This window comes from Variovorax sp. WS11, from assembly GCF_010499245.1.
GTDB lineage: Bacteria > Pseudomonadota > Gammaproteobacteria > Burkholderiales > Burkholderiaceae_C > Variovorax.
Genome location: NZ_JAAGOW010000004.1, coordinates 228629 through 250667 on the forward strand (window position 1 = coordinate 228629; position 22039 = coordinate 250667).

Genomic DNA, 22039 nt, shown 5'->3' on the forward strand with positions numbered 1-22039 from the left:
CGCCTGGACTTGCTGATCGCCCTTCCTCAACCCCTTCTTTGCTGCCGATGGCATTCTTCCCTACCGCTTGATAATCGGACGGAGTTGTTGTCAATTTCCACTTCGACCTCCATGTCGTGCCTCACTCCCCTCTTCCACGTTCGAACCAGCGAGATCCATGGCGTCGGGCTCTTTGCAGCGCTGCCGCTGCAGGCGAATACCAGGCTGGGCGCGTATGACGGACGGCGCATGTCACCCGGCGAAGTCGAGGCGACGGACTGGGAAAGCCATCTGACGTACCTGTTCGGGTTGTCAGATGGCACCGTCATCGACGGTGCCCAGGGCGGCAACGCATTGCGTCATCTCAACCACAGCTGCAGCCCGAATTGCGAAGCCGTGGAGGCATGGGCGCTCGACGGGACGCTGCGGTTGGACATCATCACCTTGTGCGACGTGCGAGCCGACGAAGAACTGTGCCTCGACTACGCCTTGACCATCGACCCGACCCATGCACCGGAGGCCTACCCCTGCGCCTGCTCATCTGTCGAATGCCGGGGAACGATGGCGGCATCGGCCTGACTGGCGTTCTTAGCCTCCAGGCGGAAGGGCGCGCGATTCCAGCATTGCGGCCCTTCTGGATGCACGAACACGCTCCACTGTTTGTCTAGACCTGGCCGGGGAAGAACTCTCGGATGTCCGCGTACTCTGTCGCGGGCTGTGCCATCAATGCGAAGGCCTTGAGCTTCGTGGCATCGGCATAGGGCACATCGGCCGACGCTCCTTCCGCATGCCGGCACAGCAGGTCGTCGTCATCCAGGTTCAGCAGGGTGCGGCATGCCATCGGTCGCAGCTCGTAGACTGAGCAGCGCCCTGCCCGCAGGAACGGACAAGGCGCGAGCGGACCCGCCTGCAGCTGACGTTCCATGGCGGCCAGGGCCTCCATCGAGCTCTCGTCGGTGACGCGAATGCTGCGCCGTGGCGCGCTCGGCACCCGGCCGCCGGCGCGGCCCAACAGCTGTGCCTCGACGCGCGAGATCGTCACCGGAATGTGGCAGCAGTGGCTGCAGCCCGTCCGGCATGCCGATACCGCTTCCATCGGCTTGGCCCAGGCCGAGGCCGCCCGCTGCAGCCAGATCACCCGTTGTGCAACGGTCTTTGCCTTCTGGGATGCCCTGACCAGGGAACCGGCACTGGCATCGGCAGTGAGGTTGGCCAGCTTGGCCTGGGCGCGCTGCATGGCCAGCGGCAGGCGCTCGCGCTGCTGTTGAGCCAGGGTCGTTGTGGCAATCTCGGCCATCATGGCGGGAGCTTACCGTCAGCCGCGGCAAATGGGCCGAGCGCGGCGGACCACAAGAAGGGCAGACTCGGCTTGAGCGCGCGCTGCAGCAAATTGCCAGAGCGGCGCCAAGCGCGCGCGCTCGTCTTCGAAACGTGCGCGCAGGCGTTCCTTCTCGCTCTCCTGTGCAGCATGAAGCGGCCTGCGCTTCCACGCGGCGCCGGTTGTCTTCCGTTCGCAGGCGCAGGGGCGCCAGGGCACGGGAGGGATTTGCCTGACAGAACTCCAGCTCGTCCTCGATCTTGCTGTGGTCGCTCGCCAGAGTCTGATGGCCCGGCTGCCGCACGACCAGCTTCGTGCTCGTAGCCCGTGGCGTCGCGCTGGCGACGCCACGCATGCGGCGGTCTTGCGTGAGGCAGTATGGCGCTCGATGGCAGCGACTCGGCCTCTGGGCCGATGCGGAGCCGGTGGCGCTCAGGGAAAGGCGATGCGAGCGGCGCGGAGCTTGAATGTGGTGGACGTTGGGGAGTGCGGACTCTGGGGGTCCTGGTCCGGGCACGACCCGCCAAATTCGTGTTGCTGCCACGTACTACCAAATGTGTAAAACTTGCTTCGAGCAGACTTCCGGCGCGCCACTCACACAAGGCAAGTTCTCCACCATTGCGGTGGATAAGACGGTGGATAAGGATGTGGGCAACGCTGGAGACCGTTGCCATGCCTGCGCGGCGACGCTTGCGCCTGCAAAAATGGCATCGTGTCTTGGCGCCACATTCCTCCGTGCGCGCGTGCCCACAATCAGCCAACCGTGGCGGCCAGCCGTCGTTCGCGAACCTTGAATTGCTGCAGCCTACTCGCGATGCTGGGAGTATCAGGTGCCCACAGGCTGCACGCAGACCGAACTCGAGGCGTTCGGTCAAAGCCGTGACAGCAACTCGCGTTTTTTTGCCTGGAACTCTGGGTCGGACAGGATGCCACGATCGCGTAAAGAGGCCATCCGGTCGATGGCGTCGAGGAGCTGCGCCGCGTCCGTGGCGCGCCCCTGCGTCGTGGAGGAGGAGATTGCGGCAGTCTCTGCATGCGCGTGCGGGCGCGCATCCCCGGAAATGCCCTGCGGCGTTTCGCCTTCCAGCGGCACCCGCTTCAGTCTGGCGAGGGCCACTGTGCCGTGCTGACTGGTAAAGCTCAGCGAATGCAGGTCGCCCTGCTGCTGGGAGACGCCCCCGATGACGTGATCGCCGGTGTCGTAGATCTCCACCCGGCCTGCGCGTTCGATGGCCAGGCGCCGCTGGCCAGGGAACCACGCATAGCGAAGGTCATTCTGGGCGCCGCTGCTGGCGGGCCCTTGAAGCTCGGCCGGCCACCACGAACCACGCGCCGAGACGATGCTCGCCGCCGGGTGGGTGTCCTTGATGGCATCCGGCTGCTCCGCCAGCAGCTCGGTCAGCTCGGTGCACAGGGAGCTGACCCGCGCCTTCAGTGCGTGGTCGAACATGTCGCCGACCATGACCATGCCGCCTTGCATCCATTGGCCAGGACCGCCGAACTCGGGGTGCTGGAACTGGGCCATGCGGCCGTAGCCGGCGGCGACGGCGTGCCACATGACCGCGCTGGCATCCGGTCCGAAGCCGTGCCTGGCCCCCGCCTCGACGACACGGCGCCAGCCTTCTCGGTCCGGCGCCGCGGGTTCGCGCCGGGGTCCAAGCGCAGAGGTGGCGTTTTGGCGCTGGTGCTGCATGACGAAAAGCCTACGAGCCCGTCCACAGGCTGCGGTGAGTCTTTCGCGCATGTCGGCGTCCGTTCGCGCCGACGCGTGTCTGTCGCTTGGGGCCATCCGCGCTGCCGTTCCCGGGTACCGTCCGTGTCACCGGCCGTATCGTTTCGGCGAGCGCCTTCAGCTGCGGATCTTGGCATCGGCCTGTACTTTGCGTCTCGCGTGCGTTGATCGCGGAGGCCGGTCTCGGACATCGCGCCAGCCGACCGAGGAGGTCGAGCTCTCGCATCTCCGCACGGCCCCCTCGCGCTTCGTGCCAGGCGCCGTCGGCGAGGCGGGCCGAACTACATGTCGTGTCGAACAGGATGCCCGGACTCGTGAACTCTTTGCCGCACAGGGCGGTCGCTTGCCGCGCTCGGTGCCCGTCATCAGCACGGCGGCCCGTGACATGGTTGATCACGTCCTCCAAGCGCGTTGACGGAGTGGCGGAGGCTGGACGAAAAGAAGGCCCGACGCTTGGCGCCCTGGGCCAAGGTCCCGTCGCTACAGTGTGCATGGCAACGGGAAAGAGGGTGGTTCAAACAAGGGCCGTGGTGCTTGTCCACGGTGGACCGATACGCCTCCAGCAGATCGGCCATGCCGTCAGTCCTGCAGAGGCCTCGTGGTTCCGATCGGCCTGGGCGCGGACGTCGGCTATCCGAACATCCTTGTCCATATCGCCCGAATGCGTCGGGCGCGGTCTTCGAAGAGGTAGGACCCCGCGAGCGTCAGCAGACCCGAAACCACACCCGTCGCGATGGCCTCGGCAAAGGGAATGTCATAGTGATTCGTGTGCGCGTAGGCGTCGCCCACCATGGTCAGCAAGCCCACGACCAGCGCATTGCCGTAGCGGTTCGTGTAGAGCTTGGCCGCCGGCGTGAACGTCAAGAGCACGGCCAAGATTCCAGTGGCCAGACCCGTCTGCAGTGCAGTCGTCCAGTGGACAAGGCTCAGGAGATTGCCCCAGCTACCCGGCATGCAGGTCATGCATGCGCTGGTCGGTTGCCAGAAGCGCTGGACCAACAGCCTGGCGCGGCGCTTCCAATCGCTCGACATCGTTTGCCCCATCGATGATGCCTGCGCAGGATAGCGCACATCCTGGCGTGCATTGGGCCGCCGCCGTCGCCTCTCACGCGAAACTCCGGCAGAAGACCAGGATGGCGTTGGGCGGCAGCGTGAGCTCGGCCGAGTGGTCGAATTCGTGCATCGGTACCGGGTGCGCCTCGACGGCGCCGGCATTGCCGACGACCTGCGGGTTGACCCAGTGGTCGTAGACGTCGCTGTTGAAGGCTTCGAGCCAGCGCCCACCGGACGGGAAGCCCACGCGGTAGTGATACCGGGGCTGGTCGGCGAGGCTGACGACCACCACGACATCCTCTCCCGCCCCAGGCACCCAACGGTGAAAGGCAAGGAAGCGGTTGCCGTCGTGGGCATCGATCACGCGAAAGCCGTCGGCGCGCATCGCCGGCAGGCGCCAGCGCAACCGGATCAGCTCGCGGGTGCAGCGCAGGAAGTCGCGCATCGCCGGCTCCGGTGCCTCAAGCCTGGGGCCAGAACAGGCGCAGCTCGGGGCGGCTCCCCAGGTCATCGGACCACTGCTTGTCCTCGAGAAATTCCTGGCCCATGAACATCATCGGGATACCGGGCGAGGTCAGCGTCAGCCCCATGGCGACCCGACTGCGCGAGCGCGCAAACCACGAGCGGGGATTGAGCGGATCGGCCAACGTCGGGATGCGCCGTTCACGGCGTTTGGACGCATCCGGATCGCGCAGCACGACGTCGTGGTTCTCGGGACCCTGGACAAAGCGCCAGGCCTCGCCAAACCCCGCGGGCCAGAGGCTGTCGGCGAGCCGCTGCATCGGCAGCGGCTCGGTGCCGGAGAAGCTCGCCGCCCGCAATACGTCCCGCACGGCGATGCGCAGCGTGGTGTTCAGCGTCGTGTCGAAGCCAGCGCCGTCCCCGTGGACGGCGCGCACGACCCAGGGGTTCAGGTCCCAGCATTCCGCGAGCTGCAGCTCGCCGGGACGAAGGTAGCGCACGGTCGAGGTCAGGTCCTGGCAGAAGCGCCAGCCGTGCACACACCACCGTCGCCGCCGTTACTGCCCCGCCTCCCGCAACGTCACTTCCAGTTCCCGCCGCAACGCCTCCCGGTCCGGCAGATACAACTGGTACTTCTGAACAAAGAGCTGGCTGCTCATGCCATAGGTGGCGTACTCCACCAGCAATTCGTCCCTCTGGCGGCTCAGGATGATGCCCACCGGCGGGTTGTCGCCCTCGACGTTCTCCTCGTTGGCGAAGTAGCCGAGGTAAAGGTTCATCTGCCCGATGTCGTGGTGCTGCACCTCGCCGAGCTTCAGATCGATGAGCACAAAGCAGCGCAGGATGCGGTGATAGAACACCAGATCGACGCGGTGGTGCGTGCCGTTGATGGTCACGCGGTATTGCCGGCCGACGAAGGTGAAGCCCTTGTCCAGCTCCAGCAGAAAGGGCTGCAGGTGGTCGCACAGCAGGGTTTCGAGCTGGGTTTCAGACAGCTGATGGGGCTCTGGGATCTTCAGGGTCCTGGCTGGCGGCCAGACGCAGGAACAGCGCACTGTCCTTTTGACGGACCAGCTCGCGCACCGACCAGCGTTCGCGCAGCGCCTGCTGTTCGTAAAAGCCCCTCTCCAGCGGGTCGTCGATCTTCAGAAGCTCGACGATGTGACCAGGTCAATTGGTGCGACAGCGTCGCACCTCTCGTCGCCAGGTCGGAATAGGCCAGGTAGAACTGACGAAAGCGGATCAGATTGCTGCGGCTGAATCCCTTGCCGTGACGCAATCCGAGGTCGGCGGCCAGGGTGTCGATAAGCGCCTTTGCCGTACTCGGCGCGTACTTGGCCGGCCTGCTCGAATTCGACGATATGGCGGCCCACTTGCCAGAAGGTCTCGACGAGCTGGGAGTTAACGGCCTGCACCGCCCGCACCCGGCCCTGGGTGTAGGTGTCGGAGATCTATTGCTGCACGAACATGGCATCCAGAGGCAGGCGTTTGCGCGGACGCGGGTGGCCTTGAACCGTCTGCGTGACACCATCGCTCAACATGAGCAGTTGCCGCCTTGAGGGAGGGCGCTTTTGCTGAAGTCTGCGACCGGTGCCTGTCGGCCTTTTTGTCTGGCGGGCATTTTCGTTGGAGGCGCGGCCCATGGGGCATCGACGAGGGCAGATCGAGGACAGGCGACGCTGTACCGCCGCCGTCAGGACCTGGCGTCAGGGGCGTGTGCGAGCGCCCGGCGTGAAGTCAGGGTCCGCGTACGGCTCATGCATCGCCCACATGGCGTCCGAGGACTCGTCGGATGCAGACGTCAGCCGGAGACTGGGCCTCGCGGATGTTGGGGTGGCCGAGGTCGAAGGTTGTTTCCGTCGACATCCCAGAGACTGCGTGTGGGAGCGCTCTGATCAAGTCGTGGTGTGGCCATCGGCGCTGGCCGCGGACTTCAGCCACGGTCTCCAGGCGGCCGCATCAGCGTATGACGCTCGCGCCAGATCTCCTGGACGAAGGGATCGGTCAATCCGTACAGGCCATGGCCACGGCGCATCACGACGTTGGCGACCATCAGCTCATTGAGCACCGCTTGAACCTCGTCGGCGCGGACATCGCGACCGAGGACTTGTGCGTAACCGGCCAGCGATTCTGTGGAGAACAAGCCTTTGACATCGCCATCGACGCCTGCGACGCGCTCGAATACGGCCGTGGCGAGGGCTCCGAGTTGCTCGACCTTCATGATCTCCACGTCTGCCGCCGTGGAGCGCAGCGTCCCCGCAATGACGGGCAGGAAGGCATTGGGGTCGCTGCCGGGGGGCAGGAGCGAATTCAGCTCTCGCAAGGCTCGCAGCATCTCCTCAGGCCGCGCGCCGAGAGTGCGGAAAGCCTGCGTGGCCACCTCGAGGCTGAGCTGCATGGTCAGGCCCTCGACGCGCAGCCGCTCCAGAAGGTGCGCCACGTAGTCTGCATCGAGGACGGGGTAGGCAATCGATGTGGCTCCCGCGAAGGCCTGGTTCCGGCGAGCCGTCAACTCGCTCACAAGCGCGCGGTGCGAGCCGGTACCCACGAAAATGAAGTGGCCCGGCGTCCCCGGTCTCGGATTGATTGCGTCGCGGGCTGCCTTCAGCGCGAGCAGCATCTGGTTGCCCTCTTCCGAGGTGATTGCGTGTTGAACCTCGTCGATGATCAACACGATATCGCTGTGCGCCTGATCGACCATCTGCGTGAACGCCTCCGCCAGCGTCACGCCGCCTTCGGTGCCGACGCTCTCGACCTTGAAGCCAAACTTGAAACCAGCGACGGCGATTTCGGCGTTGCGCAGCTTTTTGAGTCGCTCGGCGACCGCGCCCGCGGGCGTCTGCAGTTCCTGGAGCGCGCGGCGGATAGCGGAATGCACCAACGCGGCTGGGTTCGCTTGCGTGTTGGACCACAGGTCCACGTAGATCACCAGCGCGCCGGCGGCTTGCAGAGCGGGTACCAAGTCCGCCTGCAGAAAGGTGGTCTTTCCAGTGCGCCGTACGCCAGAGATGAACAGGCCTGATCGCAGGCCTTCGTCCAAGACCCCGGGGCGAAGTAGCTGCTGCGCCATCTGCTGGGCGAGGGCGGTGCGATGGAAGATCTTGTCCATTGGGTGATTTTAGCCAAAACGCATAATTAGTCTATTTTCATAAAATTGCCTAAGCACGCCTCCCTGCCTCTCCGCTGGGGTTCGGCTGCCCTAGGTGGGGCGCTGTCGGTTTGCCGATCGACCGGGTGAGGCATGAATCTTTGGTTCGGGACACGTGTTTACAGCACGCGGGGACACGAGAAAGTGCGCCCTGCTACCGCACGGCGATCCCGTTGCACCGCCGCTGAGCATCCTTGATGGCGGAGGCCGCACGCGCGGACGGCACGGCACCCGCGCGGCTGAATCCAGGGAGCAGCAGCGACGCGCGCCTGCACCGGTAGCATCAAGGCATGGACTCTCACGATCTCTTCGCTCGTTCCTCGTCTCTGTTGCGCGTGCCGTCCTGGCTCGGACCGGACGTGCAGGAGGAGCGTGAACTCCCGCTCGATCCTGGGGAGTACGAGATCACGCCCGGGCAACGCTGGACCGTCAGCGCGCTGAAGACCGGAGCGACGGTGTATTCGGGCATGGGGCCGGTCGAGGTCCTGCGCGCCGATCCAAGGTAGTTCCGGAGGCCTCGCCCCGCGTGTGTGGGCGGCGTGCCACAGAGGCGGGCTTTGGGCTTGAATGTGCGAAATTGCGCAGCAGGTTCTGCCGCGCACATCCACAATTTCTGCCCATGAACCGTCCTCGTTGGCCCCTCTGGTATCGCCACGCCTGGTGGCCTCCGGGCACCCTCACCGCGCTGGCGATCGTCCTGGTGGCGGCGACGCTGAGTCCGGCCGAGCATGGCGTCTTGCTGGTCGTCGCGATCTTGTGCGCACTCCCATGGTCCCTGGCCCTGCTTCTCCTGGACGTCGGACCAGGATTCGCGGATCGCGCCGCGGTCATCGTGTCCCTGGGCCTAGCGGTGAACACCGCGCTGATCTGGGGCTCAACCGCCCTCCTGCGCGCGCGTTTCCGCGACCGGCGGGGCCCTCGAGTTCGTTGACGCCTGGCCCGGACTCGCGATGGGCCTCGCACAGTTCTTCTGACGGGCAGCGCTCGCCTGCTTCGGCGCCGGGATGCTGTCAGCCGCCGGGCGAAGGAACACATCGAGCGGCTGCGTTGCTCGTCGTGCTGGTGAAGGCCCGGGCTGGCATCGCTATGGCCTACGCCACCGTGATGCAAGGCGCTCCAGCGCCGCAGCGATGCCCTTGGGGTCCGAGCCGATCGGTCGATGGCGGTACAGCGCGCGCAGCTCGTCGAGCACCTCGTTCAAAGCCGCGAGGTTGCGCTCGCTGTAGAGCCAGACGCCGGTGACGACAAACTGCGCGGGATTGGCAGCGGCTCTTGGCGCGACCTGGACGTTTTCAACCCCGATGCGATGCATGATCTCCGCCCGATCGGCCGCCTGCTGCGAGGCGCCGACCAGCAGGGCGACCGGCCGTGAAAATGCGAAGCTCACGGCCTGCACCTGGCCGAAGCGTTCGACAACGAAGGCGCAGATCTCTCTAGGAACACGAGCCGCCCCAGATGACGACTCTCCTCGAGGTCACCCAACGGCGGCGTGTAGTGCTCGACGTGAATTTCTGTCCCGCAAGGGCTGACGGGTACCGGGTCCAGCGTGCAAAGCAGGACGGCGCCGTCATGCACATGGATGGGGTCGCCCTGCCTGTATGTCGCCCTCTCGGGGCCGGTGATTCGAAGTTTCCTCAAGTTCTTTTCTGGGGCCCGCGGGCTGTGCGGCTCGGCGATCTGCACCGGCGCACTCCAGGGCCCTGCTCCGCCACATCGATTCGTTCTCTCTTCGAGATAGATCAGCCCTTGCCGCGGGAATCACGCAGACAAGCACGGCATCAGTCGTCTTTCTCCGCGAACCAACTTCACGCAGCATCTACCGTCGGGTCTCCTCAGACGTTGCCTCGGCTTGGATCTCCTGCTCCGCCACCCAAGCGATGCACTCGTCGTGCAGGACATCCTGCACCGCGGCCTTGGGCGCCTTGCCCGCCAGGCTGAAGGTGAAACAGACGACACCGTCTTTGTGCACTTCGGCGTTGCCGAGCGTCAGACCTTCGAAGTCGCGTTCACCGATGAAGAGGTGAAACTGCCATTGCTGAAAGGGGACGACCATGGCGTGCGGCATCGGGTCATTCTGTCGTCGCAACCCGGGTCGCGGCAATGCGCGCGTGTAGGTTGAGAGATGAAAGCGATGTAGGCGGCCGAAGGGGCCGGGAACGCGCGAGCGTGTGTCAGGCTGGCCGCCATGGCCGCCGGGTACCCACCGCGATGAACCCCGTCCAGCGCCAGGTGGGCCGTCGCAGCCTCGAGACCGGCGAGACCTCTAGCTCGGCCACCGCCGGTCGAGGGACTGCCCTTGCCGGCGGCCTGGCGGAAAGAAGGTCATCTGGCATGCCAAGAGGGGGCCATCGCCTGGACCTCCAGGGCATCGCGTGGCATGGAAACGGGCCTTCATGAACGGCTGCGGCCGAGGCCCCGCGGAGCTGGACCGGCGCGCCGACGCGACCCGCGCCACGGGCCGACCAAGGCGGGTACGCTCGCCCAGGGTCCCTCAGCGACCCTCGCTCGTGCGTCGTGGCGCGCGCACGGCAAGCTGCCCCAGGTGCACCACCAGCCACAGGAAGACGAGCGGAAGAACAATCGTCTGCAGGGTGAACAGCGCGATGAGCTTGACCATCGTGCGCGGCCACTCCGAGGCCGCCGCAAGAATCGCCTCGTAGGAACCCTTCAGATCGGGGAGCTTCGACTTCCAGCGCTGAAGGACGCTCTCGTTGCCCGCGGGCTCGGCGCCTTTCAATCCGCTGACCTTGTCCGGCGAAGCATTGAGCACAGCCAGCTCCTTGCGGTACTCCTCTGCCATGAATGCGCGGTAGAGCGCCTCGCTCCCGAGGGCGGAGATGGGCACGGCGAAACGCGCCACCAGCAGGACCACGAGCACGGGTTGGAGCCAGCGCAAGCGCTCAGGCTTGTTCCGCCAATGCAGCAGGGCGATGGTCAGGACCGCGACCGAGAGGGCCGCCGAGACCGTCCAGTGACATCCGACCTCGAGCAGAAGCCGCTGAATGCCGAAGGACACGCTCGCCGCGAGCATGATGTTGGCGAACTGGTCGATGAGCTGGTCAAGCGGTTGCAGCGCCTGGCCGGGCGCCATGTTCACGCCGACGCCCGCTGGCTGCAAGGCAACCTGTGTGCCTTGCGCGACGGAGACCACCGCGCCGAGCGCACGGGCCGCCGCGAACACCGTCAAGGCGCGCTCGAATCCCGCTTGAACCTCCGTGCGGGCGCGCGTCGTCGCCGGAGTGAACCAGGCGGCCGCCAGAACCAGGGCCGTCAGGAGGACGATGAAGGTGGTGCGTGTTCTGCTCATGTCAAAAAAGGAGGTTGCTGCTGGCGCCTGGCGCTCCGGTCACCGATGGCAGGCCAGCAGTTGGGCATGGGCGCTTGCGTGGGTCGAAAGGTCGCCGTCGAAGTCCGAACCGAAGGCATCAGCCTTCCGAAAGTCATCCCACCCCTTCAAACGCTCCGCAAGCGAGGCCGGCACGCGGGGCCGGTAGTGGATTCGGACAGACATGCCGCCCTGCCTGGGATCCCGGCGCCCCATGGAGTTGATGCGAAAGTCGTTGGCCGGAAACTGAGTTTGAAAGCGTCCTTCGGGATGGCGTGGACCAGCTTGTTGTTCACCAGATGGGCCAGAGCCTGCACGCTTCGTAGAGGTCGGCGAGTTGACTCATTCTGTCCATGGCCAGCTGCTTCTGCTTGTCGGTGTCTTGAAGCAGATTGTCGCAGCCCCCCGTGCTCAGGTTCCGGCGCACGCCCCTTGGCGCACGAACGGCCGAGGGGCGCGCCTCACGCGGCGTGCCGGATCACTTCGAAATGCGAACCGCCTTGCCGGCCGACGATGTCCGGGGTGAAGTCGGCGTAGCCAGGCTCGATATAGACGAGCGCGTGGTCACGATCCAGCTTCGCGATCTCGCGCCAATCGTGCAGCTGGTGCGCCATGGCGACGTCCGCGGGGGTCTGGTTGGGCGCCATGGGATAGGGCATGGCGTAGACCCGGCACTCGCAGTGACCGGGCGCGATGTAGAGGGTTTCGACCCACGCTTGGGAGGACATGTCTTCTTCGGGTGACTTCGGGCTGCGGGCAATGTAGTGCGCCAAGATGACAGTTCTGCTGAGGGTATGCACCACATCGAGGGCCGCCTGCGCGCAGGAAATCACGAAGACGCGGGAGCGGTCGTGCTCGTCTCTCGCCAGAGCGCGGCGAGCGCGGGGGCGACGGCCTCAGGCGATCCTTGGCTTCGACGAGGCGCCGACGCAGCTGCGACGCGCGTCGCAAGCGGATGTCCGGTCCTGCCAGACCAGGAAGGTCTCCGGCAGACCTGGGATTTATGGTTGTCCGATCTGCGGCGTCAGGACACGCGCAGGGTCGGCCGAGCGTGGCGGTCCTTGCGCCTCCTCCGACATTCGCTCGTGCCTCGCCGTGGCCGGAGCGGCGTTGTGACTGCCGACGAGGTCTTGGGGAACATCTCTGCGTTGGGCTGGCGTTGCTCAAGCTGAGCCTAGAGCCCATGAACGATGAAAGCGTCCTTCGCGGTGGGGACGAACAGGGTCGCCTCCCCGACCCGGGCGAATCGATGTTCCTGGCCATTGAGCACGATGGACTTCACGTTCGCCCATACCCGGTATTCGTGGCCGCCGGCGACCGGCGTCGTTTGCAGGACCTTGAAAACCGGTGGCACCACCACCGTGAAACCGATCCGGGCGGTGGCGCTGCGGGTCCCCTCGCTGGACTCTGACGCACACGGGAAGGCCAAGGGCAGCAGGAGCATGGCAACAACGAGCCCTTTCACGTCGGCACCCCTGCAGCGTTGCTTCGAAGCTGGCCAGCCCGAATCTCGGAGGACTACTTCAGCTCGCTCGGGTCCATGAAGTTGCTCTCGATCCAGACCCGGCCCTCCTCGTTCAACGCGAAGGTTAGCGCCTTCTCCTTGGAGAGCTTCTTTTCCTGAATGGCTCGGGAAAGCGGATTCTCGATGTCGAACTCACCGCGGCGGTGGTTGTAGATGTGCTCGGTGCCATCTTCGTCGCTGTAGATGTAGGAGACGGTGATGCCGTCCAGGTCAGCGAGAGGCTGCAGGAACGCGATGAACTCCGAGGCCGTGATGCCATCGGCCCGGATGGCGTCCCAGTGCCTGTAGAGCGTCGACTTCGTCGTGATCGGCTCGCTCTGGGCGGCCACCGAGGCCTGTCTGATCTGCCGGGCTTTGGCGACCATCGTCTCTTGAGCGCTCGTGCCGCCGCTCTTGCGGAAGAAGTCGGCTACCGTGCCTGCAAACGTCCTGGCGCCCGCCTGGGCCAGCCCCGATGGACCGTCCTCCAATTGATGCGGCTCTGTCTCGATTTCATCCCTGCGTTTGCTCATCCTCAAGTCCCTCGTGTCCTCGTTCGATCTCGGCCCCATCGTACGGTGGCGATCGACGATGCGTTCGCATGCCGGGGCTCCGTCCTACAGGCGAAACGTGCATATCTGACGAAGTCGGCATGGCCCGCGCGCGGGCGTTGGCGGGCCTCATGGCGATATGAGGTCCAAAGTTTTCAGGCGGCGTGGCGTGGCCTAGCGCCCGAGTGCCTCGATCCAAATAAATAGAGGAGCGAGTTGAATGAACGGGCAGGGCCTGGCCAAGTCGCCGCATCGTGAACGCGACGCGGCGCTTATTGAAAGGCAATTCCGATCCAGCACGCGTTCGTGGCGCAGTGACGTGATCAAGCCTTCGCTCGCGCACCTCGGCGAGGACGAGAAGCGGAAGCCGCGGCGACCGCGATCGGGCTGGAACGGGCCCGCGTTGCTGACGGTCGCAGCTTTCCGGACGAGTGACCGCTCGACTTCGGCTAGTAGCTCGGACCTCTATCCCGATCTCGTACGTCGAGGGCTTGCGGCGGACCCGCGCTCACGAACCCTCCGCAGACAAGGCCGCGGGCACTTGCTCGGCTAGAAAGTCGTACACCGCCCGAATGCGTGGACTGGTGCGGATCTCGCGGTGCACGGTGAGCCAAATGGGGAAACGCGGCAGCTTGAGCGTCGGCAGCAGCGGTTGCACCTTGGGGTCGGAGCGCATCACGTACTCGTTGATGAAGCCCACGCCCAGGCCAGCGCGCACGGCGGCCCATTGCGCCATCAGGTCGTCGCTGCGCAGGCCGAAGCGCAGCGCGTCCGACGCGATGCCCATCGCCGCGGCGTGGCGACGCAGGTCGTTCTCTCGGTCGCCACCCACCAACAGGTGTGCGCGGAGGTCTTCCGGCCGTAGCGGCTTGCCGTTGCGGCGCAAATAGTCGCGGTGCGCGCAAGCTCTGATGGTCACCTGCGCGATTCGCCGCGTGATCAGTGAGGCCTGCTGGGGAGCCACCATGCGCAAGGCGATGTCGGCCTCGCGCCGCAGCAGGTTGCTGACCGCGTTGCTGACGACCAGCTCCACCGTCACCTCGGGCAGTGCCTCGCGCATGCGCGCCAGCAGCGGCGGCAGCAGCACACAGGCCACCGGCTGGCTGGCGCTGAGGCGCACTGTGCCGTTGGCGCCTTCTTCAGCGCCTTGGGCGAGCCGCAATAGCCTGGCGGCGCTGCCCTCCATTGCGCGTGCCGTGTCGGCCAGCCGCAACGCTTGTTCGGTCGGCACCAGGCCGCGGCCGGTGCGCTCGAACAGCACCACGGCGAGCTGGCGCTCCAGCTCCGCGATATGGCGCCCTAGCGTGGGCTGGCTGGCGCCAATGGCGCGCGCGGCGGCCAGCAGGCTGCCGTGGTCGATGGCTGCCAGGAACGCTCGCACCAGCGACCAATCGAAGTTCGAGATATTCATTGATGCATATCTGTTGTCAACGTTTATGCAATTGTGCTGCTGCGGGGCTGCTTCCACAATTTAGGTCGTACTACAGGAGCACTCCATGCAGACGGATCGGCGCAACGCCTTGCGGGTAATAGGCGGCGGGGTGATCGCGGCGGCCACCGCCGGCGTGGTGGGGTGCAGCAGCGAGCTACCGGCCGAAGCGGTGGCCGCCTGGCAAGGCCCGGGCGCCGAAACTGACCTGCGGCGTTGGGTCCTGGCGCACGCGATCCTGGCGCCGCACTCGCATAACCTGCAATCGTGGCTCGTGGAATTGGGTGAACCCGGCGTGATCACGCTATACATGGACTTGCAGCGGCTTCTGCCCGAAACCGACCCCTTCTCGCGCCAGATGGTCATGAGCCAGGGCACGTTTCTGGAGCTGCTGGACCAGGCGGCGCGGCAGCGCGGCCACCGTGCCGAAATGCAGCTCTTCCCGCGTGGAGCCTTCGATCGCAAGGGCCCTGATCAAAGGCCCACCGCACGCATCCGCCTGGTGGAAGACGCGGTCGTGAGGCCCGACCCGCTGTTCGCCCAGGTGTTCCGGCGCCACACAAATCGTTCGCCCTACGAGATGCGCCCGCCCAGCGCACAGGCGCTGCAGGCAATTCGCGAGGCGATGGAGGGCTTTCCGGTGACGGCGGGATTTACCGATCCGGCGCAGCCCGCCGCGCTCCACGTCCAGCGCGAGATTGCCAAGCGGGCGTGGCGCATTGAGCTGAGCACGCCGCGCACGCTGCTGGAGTCGTACAAAGTGCTGCGCGTGGGGCCGAAAGAGATCACGCAGCATCGCGACGGGCTTTCGCTGAACGACCCGATGGTGCGGTTCTTCACTGCCCTGGGGTTGTTCGATCGCACAAGCGCCTCGGCGCCTGATAGCCAGGCCATCCAGGGCCAGATCAAGAGGTTTAACGCAGTGATCGATTCAACGCCGGCGTTCTTTTGGATGGTGACGGCCGACAACGAACGCGTCACGCAGTTGCTCGCGGGCCGCGCCTACGTGCGCGCGCAGCTGGCCGCCACGGCGCATGACTTGGCGATGCACCCGCTGCAACAGGCGCTGCAGGAGTATCGGGAGCAGGAGGAGATGCACGCACAGATTCGCCAGTCGCTGGGCGCGCAGCAGTCGGGCCAGACGATCCAGATGTGGGCGCGGCTGGGCCACGGGCCCACTGTGCGCCCAGCGCCGCGCCGCGGCGTGCAGGCCCACCTGCTCCACGCATAGGCCTGCATGTCCGCCCGACCCCGGAACCCGTCATTCCGAACGTCGCGTTGCGAGCCAGCGAACGTCAGCAGATGCGGAAGCGGTGAGGCCCAGGTCATTTGCAGTGTGTGCCGAAGCACTTGGACAGGAGTCGCTGATTTTCCGTCTCAAGGGATCCGCTGCCGGCCGGATAGCGCCACAGCGGCACATGCTGGGCGACGAGCCCTGTCGAACCGATCTAAACCGTATCGTAGGTTCCGGATGCCTTGGTGCTGACGTTCCCTCCAGACTTGCAGGTCACTCGCAACTTCGTGCCGAAGATGTCGAATGAGGTGTCCGCTTTCACCTTGTGCGCCTTCTCCGTGCCATCGGGATCCCGATAGAGAACATATGCATCATTGGGACCAGCGTTATAGACGCGCCACTGGCCCGGCCTGTTTGCTGGCCAGTCGATCAGTTCCTGCTCCTCATCGCCGGTGACACTCCACTTTCCCGACATCGCCATTGGTTGCTCCCCGCGGTTGGTGCCGCTAAGGTCCTCGGGACCAGGCATCGGCTGTGGCGCCGGCATTTGCTCCGAGAGCCCTTCAACTCACTGGCTCCGCAAAGGTATTTCACCTTACTTTGAATCCGCGTGACCGCCGTGGAACGGCCTTCGCGCGGGCCCTCCGGCAACGCGTCGATTGCAGCTGCCAGGCGCAACCTTTGCACCCATGAAACTTCCGCACCAATCGGGTCTGGAAAGGAAGCGAGTCCAGCCGGTGGCGCGCTCGCACGCGCCGCACTGAAGGAGCTTCGTCGACGCACCTCGCGGCGCAGGAAGACTGTTGCTGCGCGGTGCCTGACGTCGAGCACTCCGTGCAGCAGCCACGCATTGTCTCGCTTGCTGCGTTGATATCGGACGACAGGAAAGCAATTCTGCTGCAGAAACCGACCCATAAAATGCACTAACGGCATCCCCACTACCAACTACACACCAACCCACAACTGACCTAACTTACCAGACCAGCCGAACAGCTCCTTTGCAAAGCACAAACTCCCTCGCCGTTAGCGTATTTTCATGACTTCCCTTTCTCTCTTCGAAGAAGTCCCGACCGACAGCCTCCGCCAGGCCTTCGAGCGCTGGCTGTCGGACCAGCAGGGCTCAGGGTCCTTGCGGCAAAGCTCCTCGATCCAGGTCTACCGGGACATGTGGGGCGGCTTCACCGCGTGGTGCCTGGGCCAATCACCCGTGGTGACGCTGGCGTCGCTGAACATGCGGGACCTCGAGGCCTTCCAGGCGGCACGCTTCGGCATGAAGAGCGCGGACCTGTCGCTCTCCCCTCGTCATGCGCTGCGGCTGCTGCGGCTGATCGACCGGGTGTCTCGCCATCACGCCGCGGAGACCGGCGTCCAGGCAAATACCGCGGCGGCCGACTGGATCGCAGCGCAGCCGCAGGTTCGATATGCCGAGGCCGCACATGCCGATCCGCTGCCGGAGTACTTGTCCGTGTCCGAAGCGAAGCACCTGATCGCCTTCCTGTCGAACGCGCGCCCTCGTCCCTCGGCGGTGGGGTCGCGCCGCGACAACCACAAGGCCTTCACATGGCAACAACTTCGCAATCGCGTGGCGGTTTCATTGCAGTTGGGTGCGGGGCTCGCGCCGGGCGATGTGCGGGTGCTCACCGTTCATTCACCGACAACGCAAGGCGGGCGCACGCGCGAGCGCCCCTGGAAAGTCGCTGTTCCGGGCAACGGCAATTTGCCGGCCCGCGAGACGCCGATCGCACCCTGGGCGGGTGAGTTGCTGCAGCATTGGCTGCAGGTGCGCGCCGAAATGGAGATTGCGGGCGACTATCTCTTTCCCTCGACGCGCTCGGGCAAGCCCTGGAGCAAGGAAGCCCAGTACAAGGCAGCCAAGCAAGTATTCGAGGAAGCCGGCCTCGATGGCACCGAGGGCGGCTCATTTCGATTGCGCCATACCTTCGCGCTTCGCCAGTTGCGCAGAGGTACGGATGCCGTGCAGGTCGCGCGCTGGCTGGGGGTGGAACCTGAAGTGATGGCCAAGTATCGGCGGGTGGTTGCGAGCCCCGAACAGGTGATTTAGCACGCATTCAGTACACCTTTCCTTTGGCGATTCAGCCACACGCGTTGACTCAGCCCGCGGTAAATCTCGTATGACTGAATGGAGATGAGTGAGCGATTCCAATTTGGCAGTTAAGCTCTGGGTTCTTCTATCTTCAATGGAATTTGAAATGGCCCAGACTTACAGCCAGATTCAGAAGCAGATCGAGAAATTGCAGCGTCAGGCCGATGCGCTTCGAAATAGCGAGGTCAATGGGGTCGTCGACCGTATCAAAGTCGCCATTGCGCACTACGGCCTGACGGCTGCACAACTGGGACTTGGCCCAGGCAAAGCGGTTGCGCGGCCGAAGAAAGGCCTGATCTCTTCGAGCAAGTCCGGTGCGAAGTTCAGCGATGGCAATGGCAACGTCTGGTCCGGTCGCGGACCGCGTCCTCTCTGGCTTCGCGACGCTCTGGCTGCGGGCCGATCCATCGACGAATTCCGAGTGGGATCGCCCAGGAAGGCGAAGCCTGTCTCCGTCGACCGAGCATCCGGCGAGACGGCGGCGCCAACCGCCCTGCGCGCCCGCAAGAAGGCGAAGCGCACCGCGAAGACCAGCTACAAGGATGACGCGGGCAATTCCTGGAGCGGGTTTGGGCCCAAGCCCAGATGGCTGAAGGCCGCACTGGACGCCGGAAAGTCATTGGAAGACTTCGCCAAATAGACCGGCGTCGAGCGGGGGCACAAGGGCACGACAGCGCTGGATACTACCGGACCAGCGCCAATGGGCAGGTCCGATCGCAGTGCCGCCCAGCCGTGCCCGCTGTCGCCAATTCCTTGTTCATCGCGTCCGCACGCGCGTCGTCGGAGTCGTCTCTCGCACCGCCTGAGGTAGCTGCTGTCTTGCGCTGCTTTGGGGCTGAGACGCTCGCACGGCGTTGTTGGCCAGGACGCTTGCCTTGCCAAGCGTGTAGCGCGTAGGTGAAGTAGATGCGCCGGCGCGTGGGATCGCCGGCTGTCGCTCCGGTTCGCCTTCGAACGTTTGCACGATGCGCACGCCCTCGCCGCCGGAGGCCCCGTCTCTATCCACTCTCCGATTCGCATCGCTCAGGGCTTCGTGTGCGGCCAAGGGTTGCCTCCAGGCTTTGCGATCCCGGGTCTCGCTGTACACCATTCGATCCGCGCCGTCGAGCACGGAGACGCGTTCCAGGGACAGGGTGCGAACCCCGTCTCGAGCAGCGCGCGCGGCCTCCGATCCTGAACCGGCGACAGGGTGGGGGCCATCTCTTCGGCCTCACGCCCCAGCCTGGCTCGAAGTAGCTTCATTGGCGGTGCCACCGAGGGCTGATCTCTACCGCCCGAATGATTCGATCCGCGACCAAGGTCGCTGGTCGGCCGCTCTTGCGCGGCAGTGGTGACGTCATGCTCTCTCGACTTTGGGGCTGGGAGCTGCGTGACCATTCAGCTCACCCACATGCTCATCGTCGCCGATCATGGCGGTGCGCAGCGCATTCAACATCGCCGCCACGTCCGCCAGCGATACGTCCGTTCGAAGCCCGAGGGCGACATCGCTGAGCAACTTTTCGATGGCCGCGATGCCTTTGGCAGCCGACACGATAGGATCGGCTCTTGGCGCCCTTCTGAGCATCTTCAGCTCGTCGACGCGGATCTCGCAGCTTCGCTGCTCCTTGCCGTCCTTGTCCGACCATCGGGTCGTGCGTTGTCGGCCTTCCACGTAGATCTCGCTGCCCTTCGTCAGGAATTCCAGCGCAATCTCCGCGAGTCGGTCGTAGCAGACCAGTTGATGCCATTCGGTGTGTTCGACCATCTCGCCGGACGCACGATCGGTCCAGTACTCGTTGGTGGCCAGGCTGAAGTTGGCATAAGTGCCCGTCCCGCTCCGGCCGCCCTCCGGATCCCGGCCGAGCCGGCCGATCAGTTGCGTTCGATTCATTGCCCGCTCCTTCGCTCAAATGACAGCCGACTGCTGCGGCCGTCACGCCTGCGCTGAATGACAGGTCACCTCACGACCGACAGCGCATACATCGGGTCGTAGTAGATCGCCGGTACGTGCCGGCCCCGTTCACGATCAAACACCAGCTGCACGACCACGTGCACCAGCGTGTGCAGCAGCCGCATGATCTCGTCGAGCGCCAGGCTCCTGCCTTCGTCCGACGCCTTGATCAGCAGCGCGATTCGAACGAATGCCTCCCGCGGCGAGTTCGCGTGCACGGTCGTGATGCCGCCGGGGTGCCCCGAGTTGAGGACGTTCTGGACGTAGTAGAAGGTCTCGTCGCCACGCAGTTCGGCTAGAAGCACCCGATTCGGCGTCTTGCGCATGACCGCTTGCAGCACCTGCTTGGCCGTCGCGCCGACGACGCGCTCGCCCGCATGGCCGTCGCGGCGATAGAACAATGCCTGCGAGTTCGGGTGATGGCGCAGTGGCATCTCCGGGGTGTCCTCGACGGTGATCAGGCGTTCCCAGCTCGGAATGATCTCGATGAGCACGCGAATGAAGGATGTCTTGCCGCTGCCGGTGGCACCCGAGACGATCATGTTCTGGTGACTGTGAACGGCCTTGTCGAGGAACGCCGGCCAATCGCCGGCGCGCGCCAGATTCCATAGCTCGACCTGATCCGGCTCGAATTGGTCGAGCAGCTTGGTGCGCTCTGTGTCGGACAACGTGGTCGAGTGGACGTGCCGTGTGCCCACGAAATACCCCTGCTCCACAAACTGCTGCAGCTCGAACGACTGGCTCGTGTGCTTGCGCAGGTTGAGATAGATCATCCCGCGCGCCGCCGTCGGCGGCATCGTCATCTCGATGCGCTCACCACCGGGCAGATACGCCGACAGGATCGGATCGCTTTCGTCGAACGGCTTCTGCGAAATGTTGGCCAGGAAGTTGCCCAGCGCCTGCAGGTATTCGAAGGTGATCGCGGGCGCGTCGACCTGCTCCCACACGCCCCTCTTCCAGAGCTGCACGAGCCCGGGCGCGTTCACCGCCACCTCGTTCACACACGGATCGGCCAACCAGCCCTCGAAGGCCCGAAGATGAGCCAGGATGGAGACGTACTTGTCGGAAGCGCCCATGATCAGTTCGTTCCCGCGGCAGGACGGAGCTCGTAGACGGTCGAGAAGTCGACATCCCGTGCCACGAATATCTTGATGACCTCGCCCTGGTGCTTGTAGAGGCTGGGGCGGAGCTGACTGCCCTGCTTGAGCATCTCCTCGACGATCGTCTTCGTGGTGCTGCCCGTGTTGTTGAACTGCGAAGGCGTGCCCTGCATCCCGATGTTGAAGGTGTCACCGCTGCCGCTGGCGCGTTGGGCCGCCCGCGCGTCGTCGCGTGCGATGTAGATCTGCTTACCGTCCTCCAGGAGCGAGAAGAACACCGCGCCCGCGAAGCGCTCAAACCACTTGTTGTCCACGTAGCCCGAGGTTCCCGCCCGGCCCAGGGCATCCGTGCCGGGTGAGTTCAGCTGCACCGACACGAAGTTCGGCGTCACGGCGCGCGACCACAACGTGAAGATCGCCTTCTGGCCGGCTTGCACGCCCTGCGCATATTCGCCTTCCATGGTGGTGCCGGCCTCCATCAGCACCACCTTGCCGTCCATGGACATGACCGGTGCGCTGAGGATGCATTTGAGGAACCCGGGTTGATCGGTGAGGATGGCGGTGAGGAGCGTGCAGTCCGGCAACGTGCCCTTGGCCAGGGTCATCGATGGGTTGCGGTTGATGGTGGCGCTGGTACCGGGGGTGATCGTCGCGGCCAGCGCGCTGGCCAGGGCGTTCGTTCCGCCCGGGGGCGTTGACGCCCCCGGCAGGCTGCCATTGGCCATGGCGGCGCCGAGCTGTGCGACGGCCGCCGACGTCGGCTGGGCCGCGGCAAGGTTGATCGCGCTCTTCCGGCGCCGCTCCCGGACCCGATCTTCCTCGGACATGCCCGAGCCTTGTGCAGGCTGGGCAGCCTCAGGCTTCTTGTCGGGCTCGGGACAGTTCAGGCCGATGGGAAGCCGCAGGCCGCCCGGGCATTCGACGTACGACGGTGGCGCGGAAGGCTGGCCCAGGGCCAGCGGCACCTTCACATCCGGGGCGGTCAGAGGTCGCGCGTCGGCTTGCATCTCGCTCTTGGCCGGTGCCGGCGCGCCGAAGGCACCGAAGAAATTGTTCTTGCTGGCGATCCCGAAAAGGATCAGCAGCGCCGCCACGGTGGAGGTCGCGACCAGGATCAGCTTCTGGCCGGGCGCGACAGCTCGCTTGCGCTCCACCAGGCCCTCACGTTCC

23 protein-coding genes and 1 pseudogene are annotated in these 22039 nt (G+C 65.2%); 6 read left to right on the forward strand and 18 right to left on the reverse strand.

What is annotated here, in order from left to right; translation table 11 throughout:
- The first annotated feature begins 9 nt into the window (after positions 1-9).
- Positions 10-558, forward strand: a complete 549-nt coding sequence (locus tag GXN78_RS30390; protein ID WP_239143025.1) for an SET domain-containing protein-lysine N-methyltransferase — start codon at positions 10-12, stop codon at positions 556-558.
- Between the two features lie 85 nt (positions 559-643).
- On the opposite strand, the gene GXN78_RS30395 is transcribed toward GXN78_RS30390, so the two are convergent.
- The 7 genes and pseudogenes from GXN78_RS30395 to GXN78_RS30425 form a co-directional block, all read right to left on the reverse strand.
- Entirely contained in the window at positions 644-1279 is a 636-nt protein-coding gene (locus GXN78_RS30395; protein ID WP_106559247.1) for a YkgJ family cysteine cluster protein, read from the reverse strand.
- A gap of 889 nt (positions 1280-2168) precedes the next feature.
- The gene (locus GXN78_RS30400; protein WP_106559246.1) at positions 2169-2990 is read right to left on the reverse strand and encodes an SHOCT domain-containing protein; all 822 of its coding nucleotides are present in this window, start codon (positions 2988-2990) and stop codon (positions 2169-2171) included.
- Between the two features lie 669 nt (positions 2991-3659).
- Positions 3660-4061, reverse strand: coding sequence for a hypothetical protein (locus tag GXN78_RS30405; RefSeq protein WP_106559259.1), 402 nt, complete (start codon positions 4059-4061; stop codon positions 3660-3662).
- A gap of 73 nt (positions 4062-4134) precedes the next feature.
- Positions 4135-4527 (reverse strand): alpha amylase C-terminal domain-containing protein, encoded by a 393-nt coding sequence (locus tag GXN78_RS30410; RefSeq protein WP_164255911.1) that lies wholly within the window; start codon positions 4525-4527, stop codon positions 4135-4137.
- 16 nt (positions 4528-4543) lie between these two features.
- Positions 4544-5083: a hypothetical protein gene (locus GXN78_RS30415; protein WP_106559244.1), complete on the reverse strand. Its 540-nt coding sequence runs from the start codon at positions 5081-5083 to the stop codon at positions 4544-4546.
- 18 nt (positions 5084-5101) lie between these two features.
- Positions 5102-5995: pseudogene (locus tag GXN78_RS30420) on the reverse strand (PDDEXK nuclease domain-containing protein).
- Between the two features lie 482 nt (positions 5996-6477).
- Positions 6478-7653, reverse strand: a complete 1176-nt coding sequence (locus tag GXN78_RS30425) for an AAA family ATPase (protein WP_106559243.1) — start codon at positions 7651-7653, stop codon at positions 6478-6480.
- Positions 7654-7982: 329 nt separating this feature from the next.
- Between GXN78_RS30425 and GXN78_RS30430 the strand changes: the two genes are divergently transcribed.
- Complete coding sequence (locus tag GXN78_RS30430) at positions 7983-8198, forward strand: hypothetical protein (protein ID WP_106559242.1); 216 nt, start codon at positions 7983-7985, stop codon at positions 8196-8198.
- Between the two features lie 113 nt (positions 8199-8311).
- Positions 8312-8623: a hypothetical protein gene (locus GXN78_RS30435; protein ID WP_146163136.1), complete on the forward strand. Its 312-nt coding sequence runs from the start codon at positions 8312-8314 to the stop codon at positions 8621-8623.
- A gap of 153 nt (positions 8624-8776) precedes the next feature.
- Here GXN78_RS30435 and GXN78_RS30440 read toward each other — a convergent pair whose 3' ends face one another.
- The 7 genes from GXN78_RS30440 to GXN78_RS30470 all read right to left on the reverse strand — a co-directional run bounded on the left by GXN78_RS30440 (position 8777) and on the right by GXN78_RS30470 (position 14483).
- Positions 8777-9079, reverse strand: coding sequence for a hypothetical protein (locus tag GXN78_RS30440; protein WP_146163135.1), 303 nt, complete (start codon positions 9077-9079; stop codon positions 8777-8779).
- A 429-nt stretch (positions 9080-9508) separates the two neighbouring features.
- Positions 9509-9757 carry a hypothetical protein gene (locus tag GXN78_RS30445; protein WP_106559238.1) on the reverse strand — a complete coding sequence of 83 codons (249 nt, stop codon included), beginning with the start codon at positions 9755-9757 and terminating at the stop codon, positions 9509-9511.
- A gap of 426 nt (positions 9758-10183) precedes the next feature.
- Positions 10184-10999 carry a hypothetical protein gene (locus GXN78_RS30450; RefSeq protein ID WP_106559237.1) on the reverse strand — a complete coding sequence of 272 codons (816 nt, stop codon included), beginning with the start codon at positions 10997-10999 and terminating at the stop codon, positions 10184-10186.
- Positions 11000-11478: 479 nt separating this feature from the next.
- Positions 11479-11745, reverse strand: coding sequence for a hypothetical protein (locus GXN78_RS30455; RefSeq protein WP_146163133.1), 267 nt, complete (start codon positions 11743-11745; stop codon positions 11479-11481).
- A 446-nt stretch (positions 11746-12191) separates the two neighbouring features.
- Positions 12192-12461 carry a hypothetical protein gene (locus GXN78_RS30460; RefSeq protein WP_106559235.1) on the reverse strand — a complete coding sequence of 90 codons (270 nt, stop codon included), beginning with the start codon at positions 12459-12461 and terminating at the stop codon, positions 12192-12194.
- Positions 12462-12535: 74 nt separating this feature from the next.
- Positions 12536-13054 (reverse strand): hypothetical protein, encoded by a 519-nt coding sequence (locus GXN78_RS30465; RefSeq protein WP_146163132.1) that lies wholly within the window; start codon positions 13052-13054, stop codon positions 12536-12538.
- 526 nt (positions 13055-13580) lie between these two features.
- Positions 13581-14483, reverse strand: coding sequence for a LysR family transcriptional regulator (locus GXN78_RS30470; RefSeq protein ID WP_106559233.1), 903 nt, complete (start codon positions 14481-14483; stop codon positions 13581-13583).
- A gap of 85 nt (positions 14484-14568) precedes the next feature.
- On the opposite strand from GXN78_RS30470, the gene GXN78_RS30475 reads away from it, so the two are divergent.
- Positions 14569-15732 carry a twin-arginine translocation pathway signal protein gene (locus tag GXN78_RS30475; protein WP_106559232.1) on the forward strand — a complete coding sequence of 388 codons (1164 nt, stop codon included), beginning with the start codon at positions 14569-14571 and terminating at the stop codon, positions 15730-15732.
- 217 nt (positions 15733-15949) lie between these two features.
- Here GXN78_RS30475 and GXN78_RS30480 read toward each other — a convergent pair whose 3' ends face one another.
- Complete coding sequence (locus GXN78_RS30480) at positions 15950-16216, reverse strand: hypothetical protein (protein ID WP_146163131.1); 267 nt, start codon at positions 16214-16216, stop codon at positions 15950-15952.
- A gap of 726 nt (positions 16217-16942) precedes the next feature.
- On the opposite strand from GXN78_RS30480, the gene GXN78_RS30485 reads away from it, so the two are divergent.
- Positions 16943-17797: a tyrosine-type recombinase/integrase gene (locus GXN78_RS30485; protein WP_239143026.1), complete on the forward strand. Its 855-nt coding sequence runs from the start codon at positions 16943-16945 to the stop codon at positions 17795-17797.
- Positions 17798-17885: 88 nt separating this feature from the next.
- The gene (locus tag GXN78_RS30490; RefSeq protein WP_146163130.1) at positions 17886-18479 is read left to right on the forward strand and encodes an H-NS family nucleoid-associated regulatory protein; all 594 of its coding nucleotides are present in this window, start codon (positions 17886-17888) and stop codon (positions 18477-18479) included.
- Positions 18480-19175: 696 nt separating this feature from the next.
- Here the strand turns inward: GXN78_RS30490 and ssb are convergent.
- The 3 genes from ssb to GXN78_RS30505 all read right to left on the reverse strand — a co-directional run bounded on the left by ssb (position 19176) and on the right by GXN78_RS30505 (position 21963).
- The gene (gene ssb / locus GXN78_RS30495; RefSeq protein ID WP_106559228.1) at positions 19176-19709 is read right to left on the reverse strand and encodes a single-stranded DNA-binding protein; all 534 of its coding nucleotides are present in this window, start codon (positions 19707-19709) and stop codon (positions 19176-19178) included.
- Between the two features lie 65 nt (positions 19710-19774).
- Positions 19775-20845 carry a P-type DNA transfer ATPase VirB11 gene (gene virB11 / locus GXN78_RS30500; protein WP_106559227.1) on the reverse strand — a complete coding sequence of 357 codons (1071 nt, stop codon included), beginning with the start codon at positions 20843-20845 and terminating at the stop codon, positions 19775-19777.
- Positions 20846-20847: 2 nt separating this feature from the next.
- Positions 20848-21963 (reverse strand): TrbI/VirB10 family protein, encoded by a 1116-nt coding sequence (locus tag GXN78_RS30505; protein WP_164255913.1) that lies wholly within the window; start codon positions 21961-21963, stop codon positions 20848-20850.
- Positions 21964-22039: the final 76 nt, after the last annotated feature.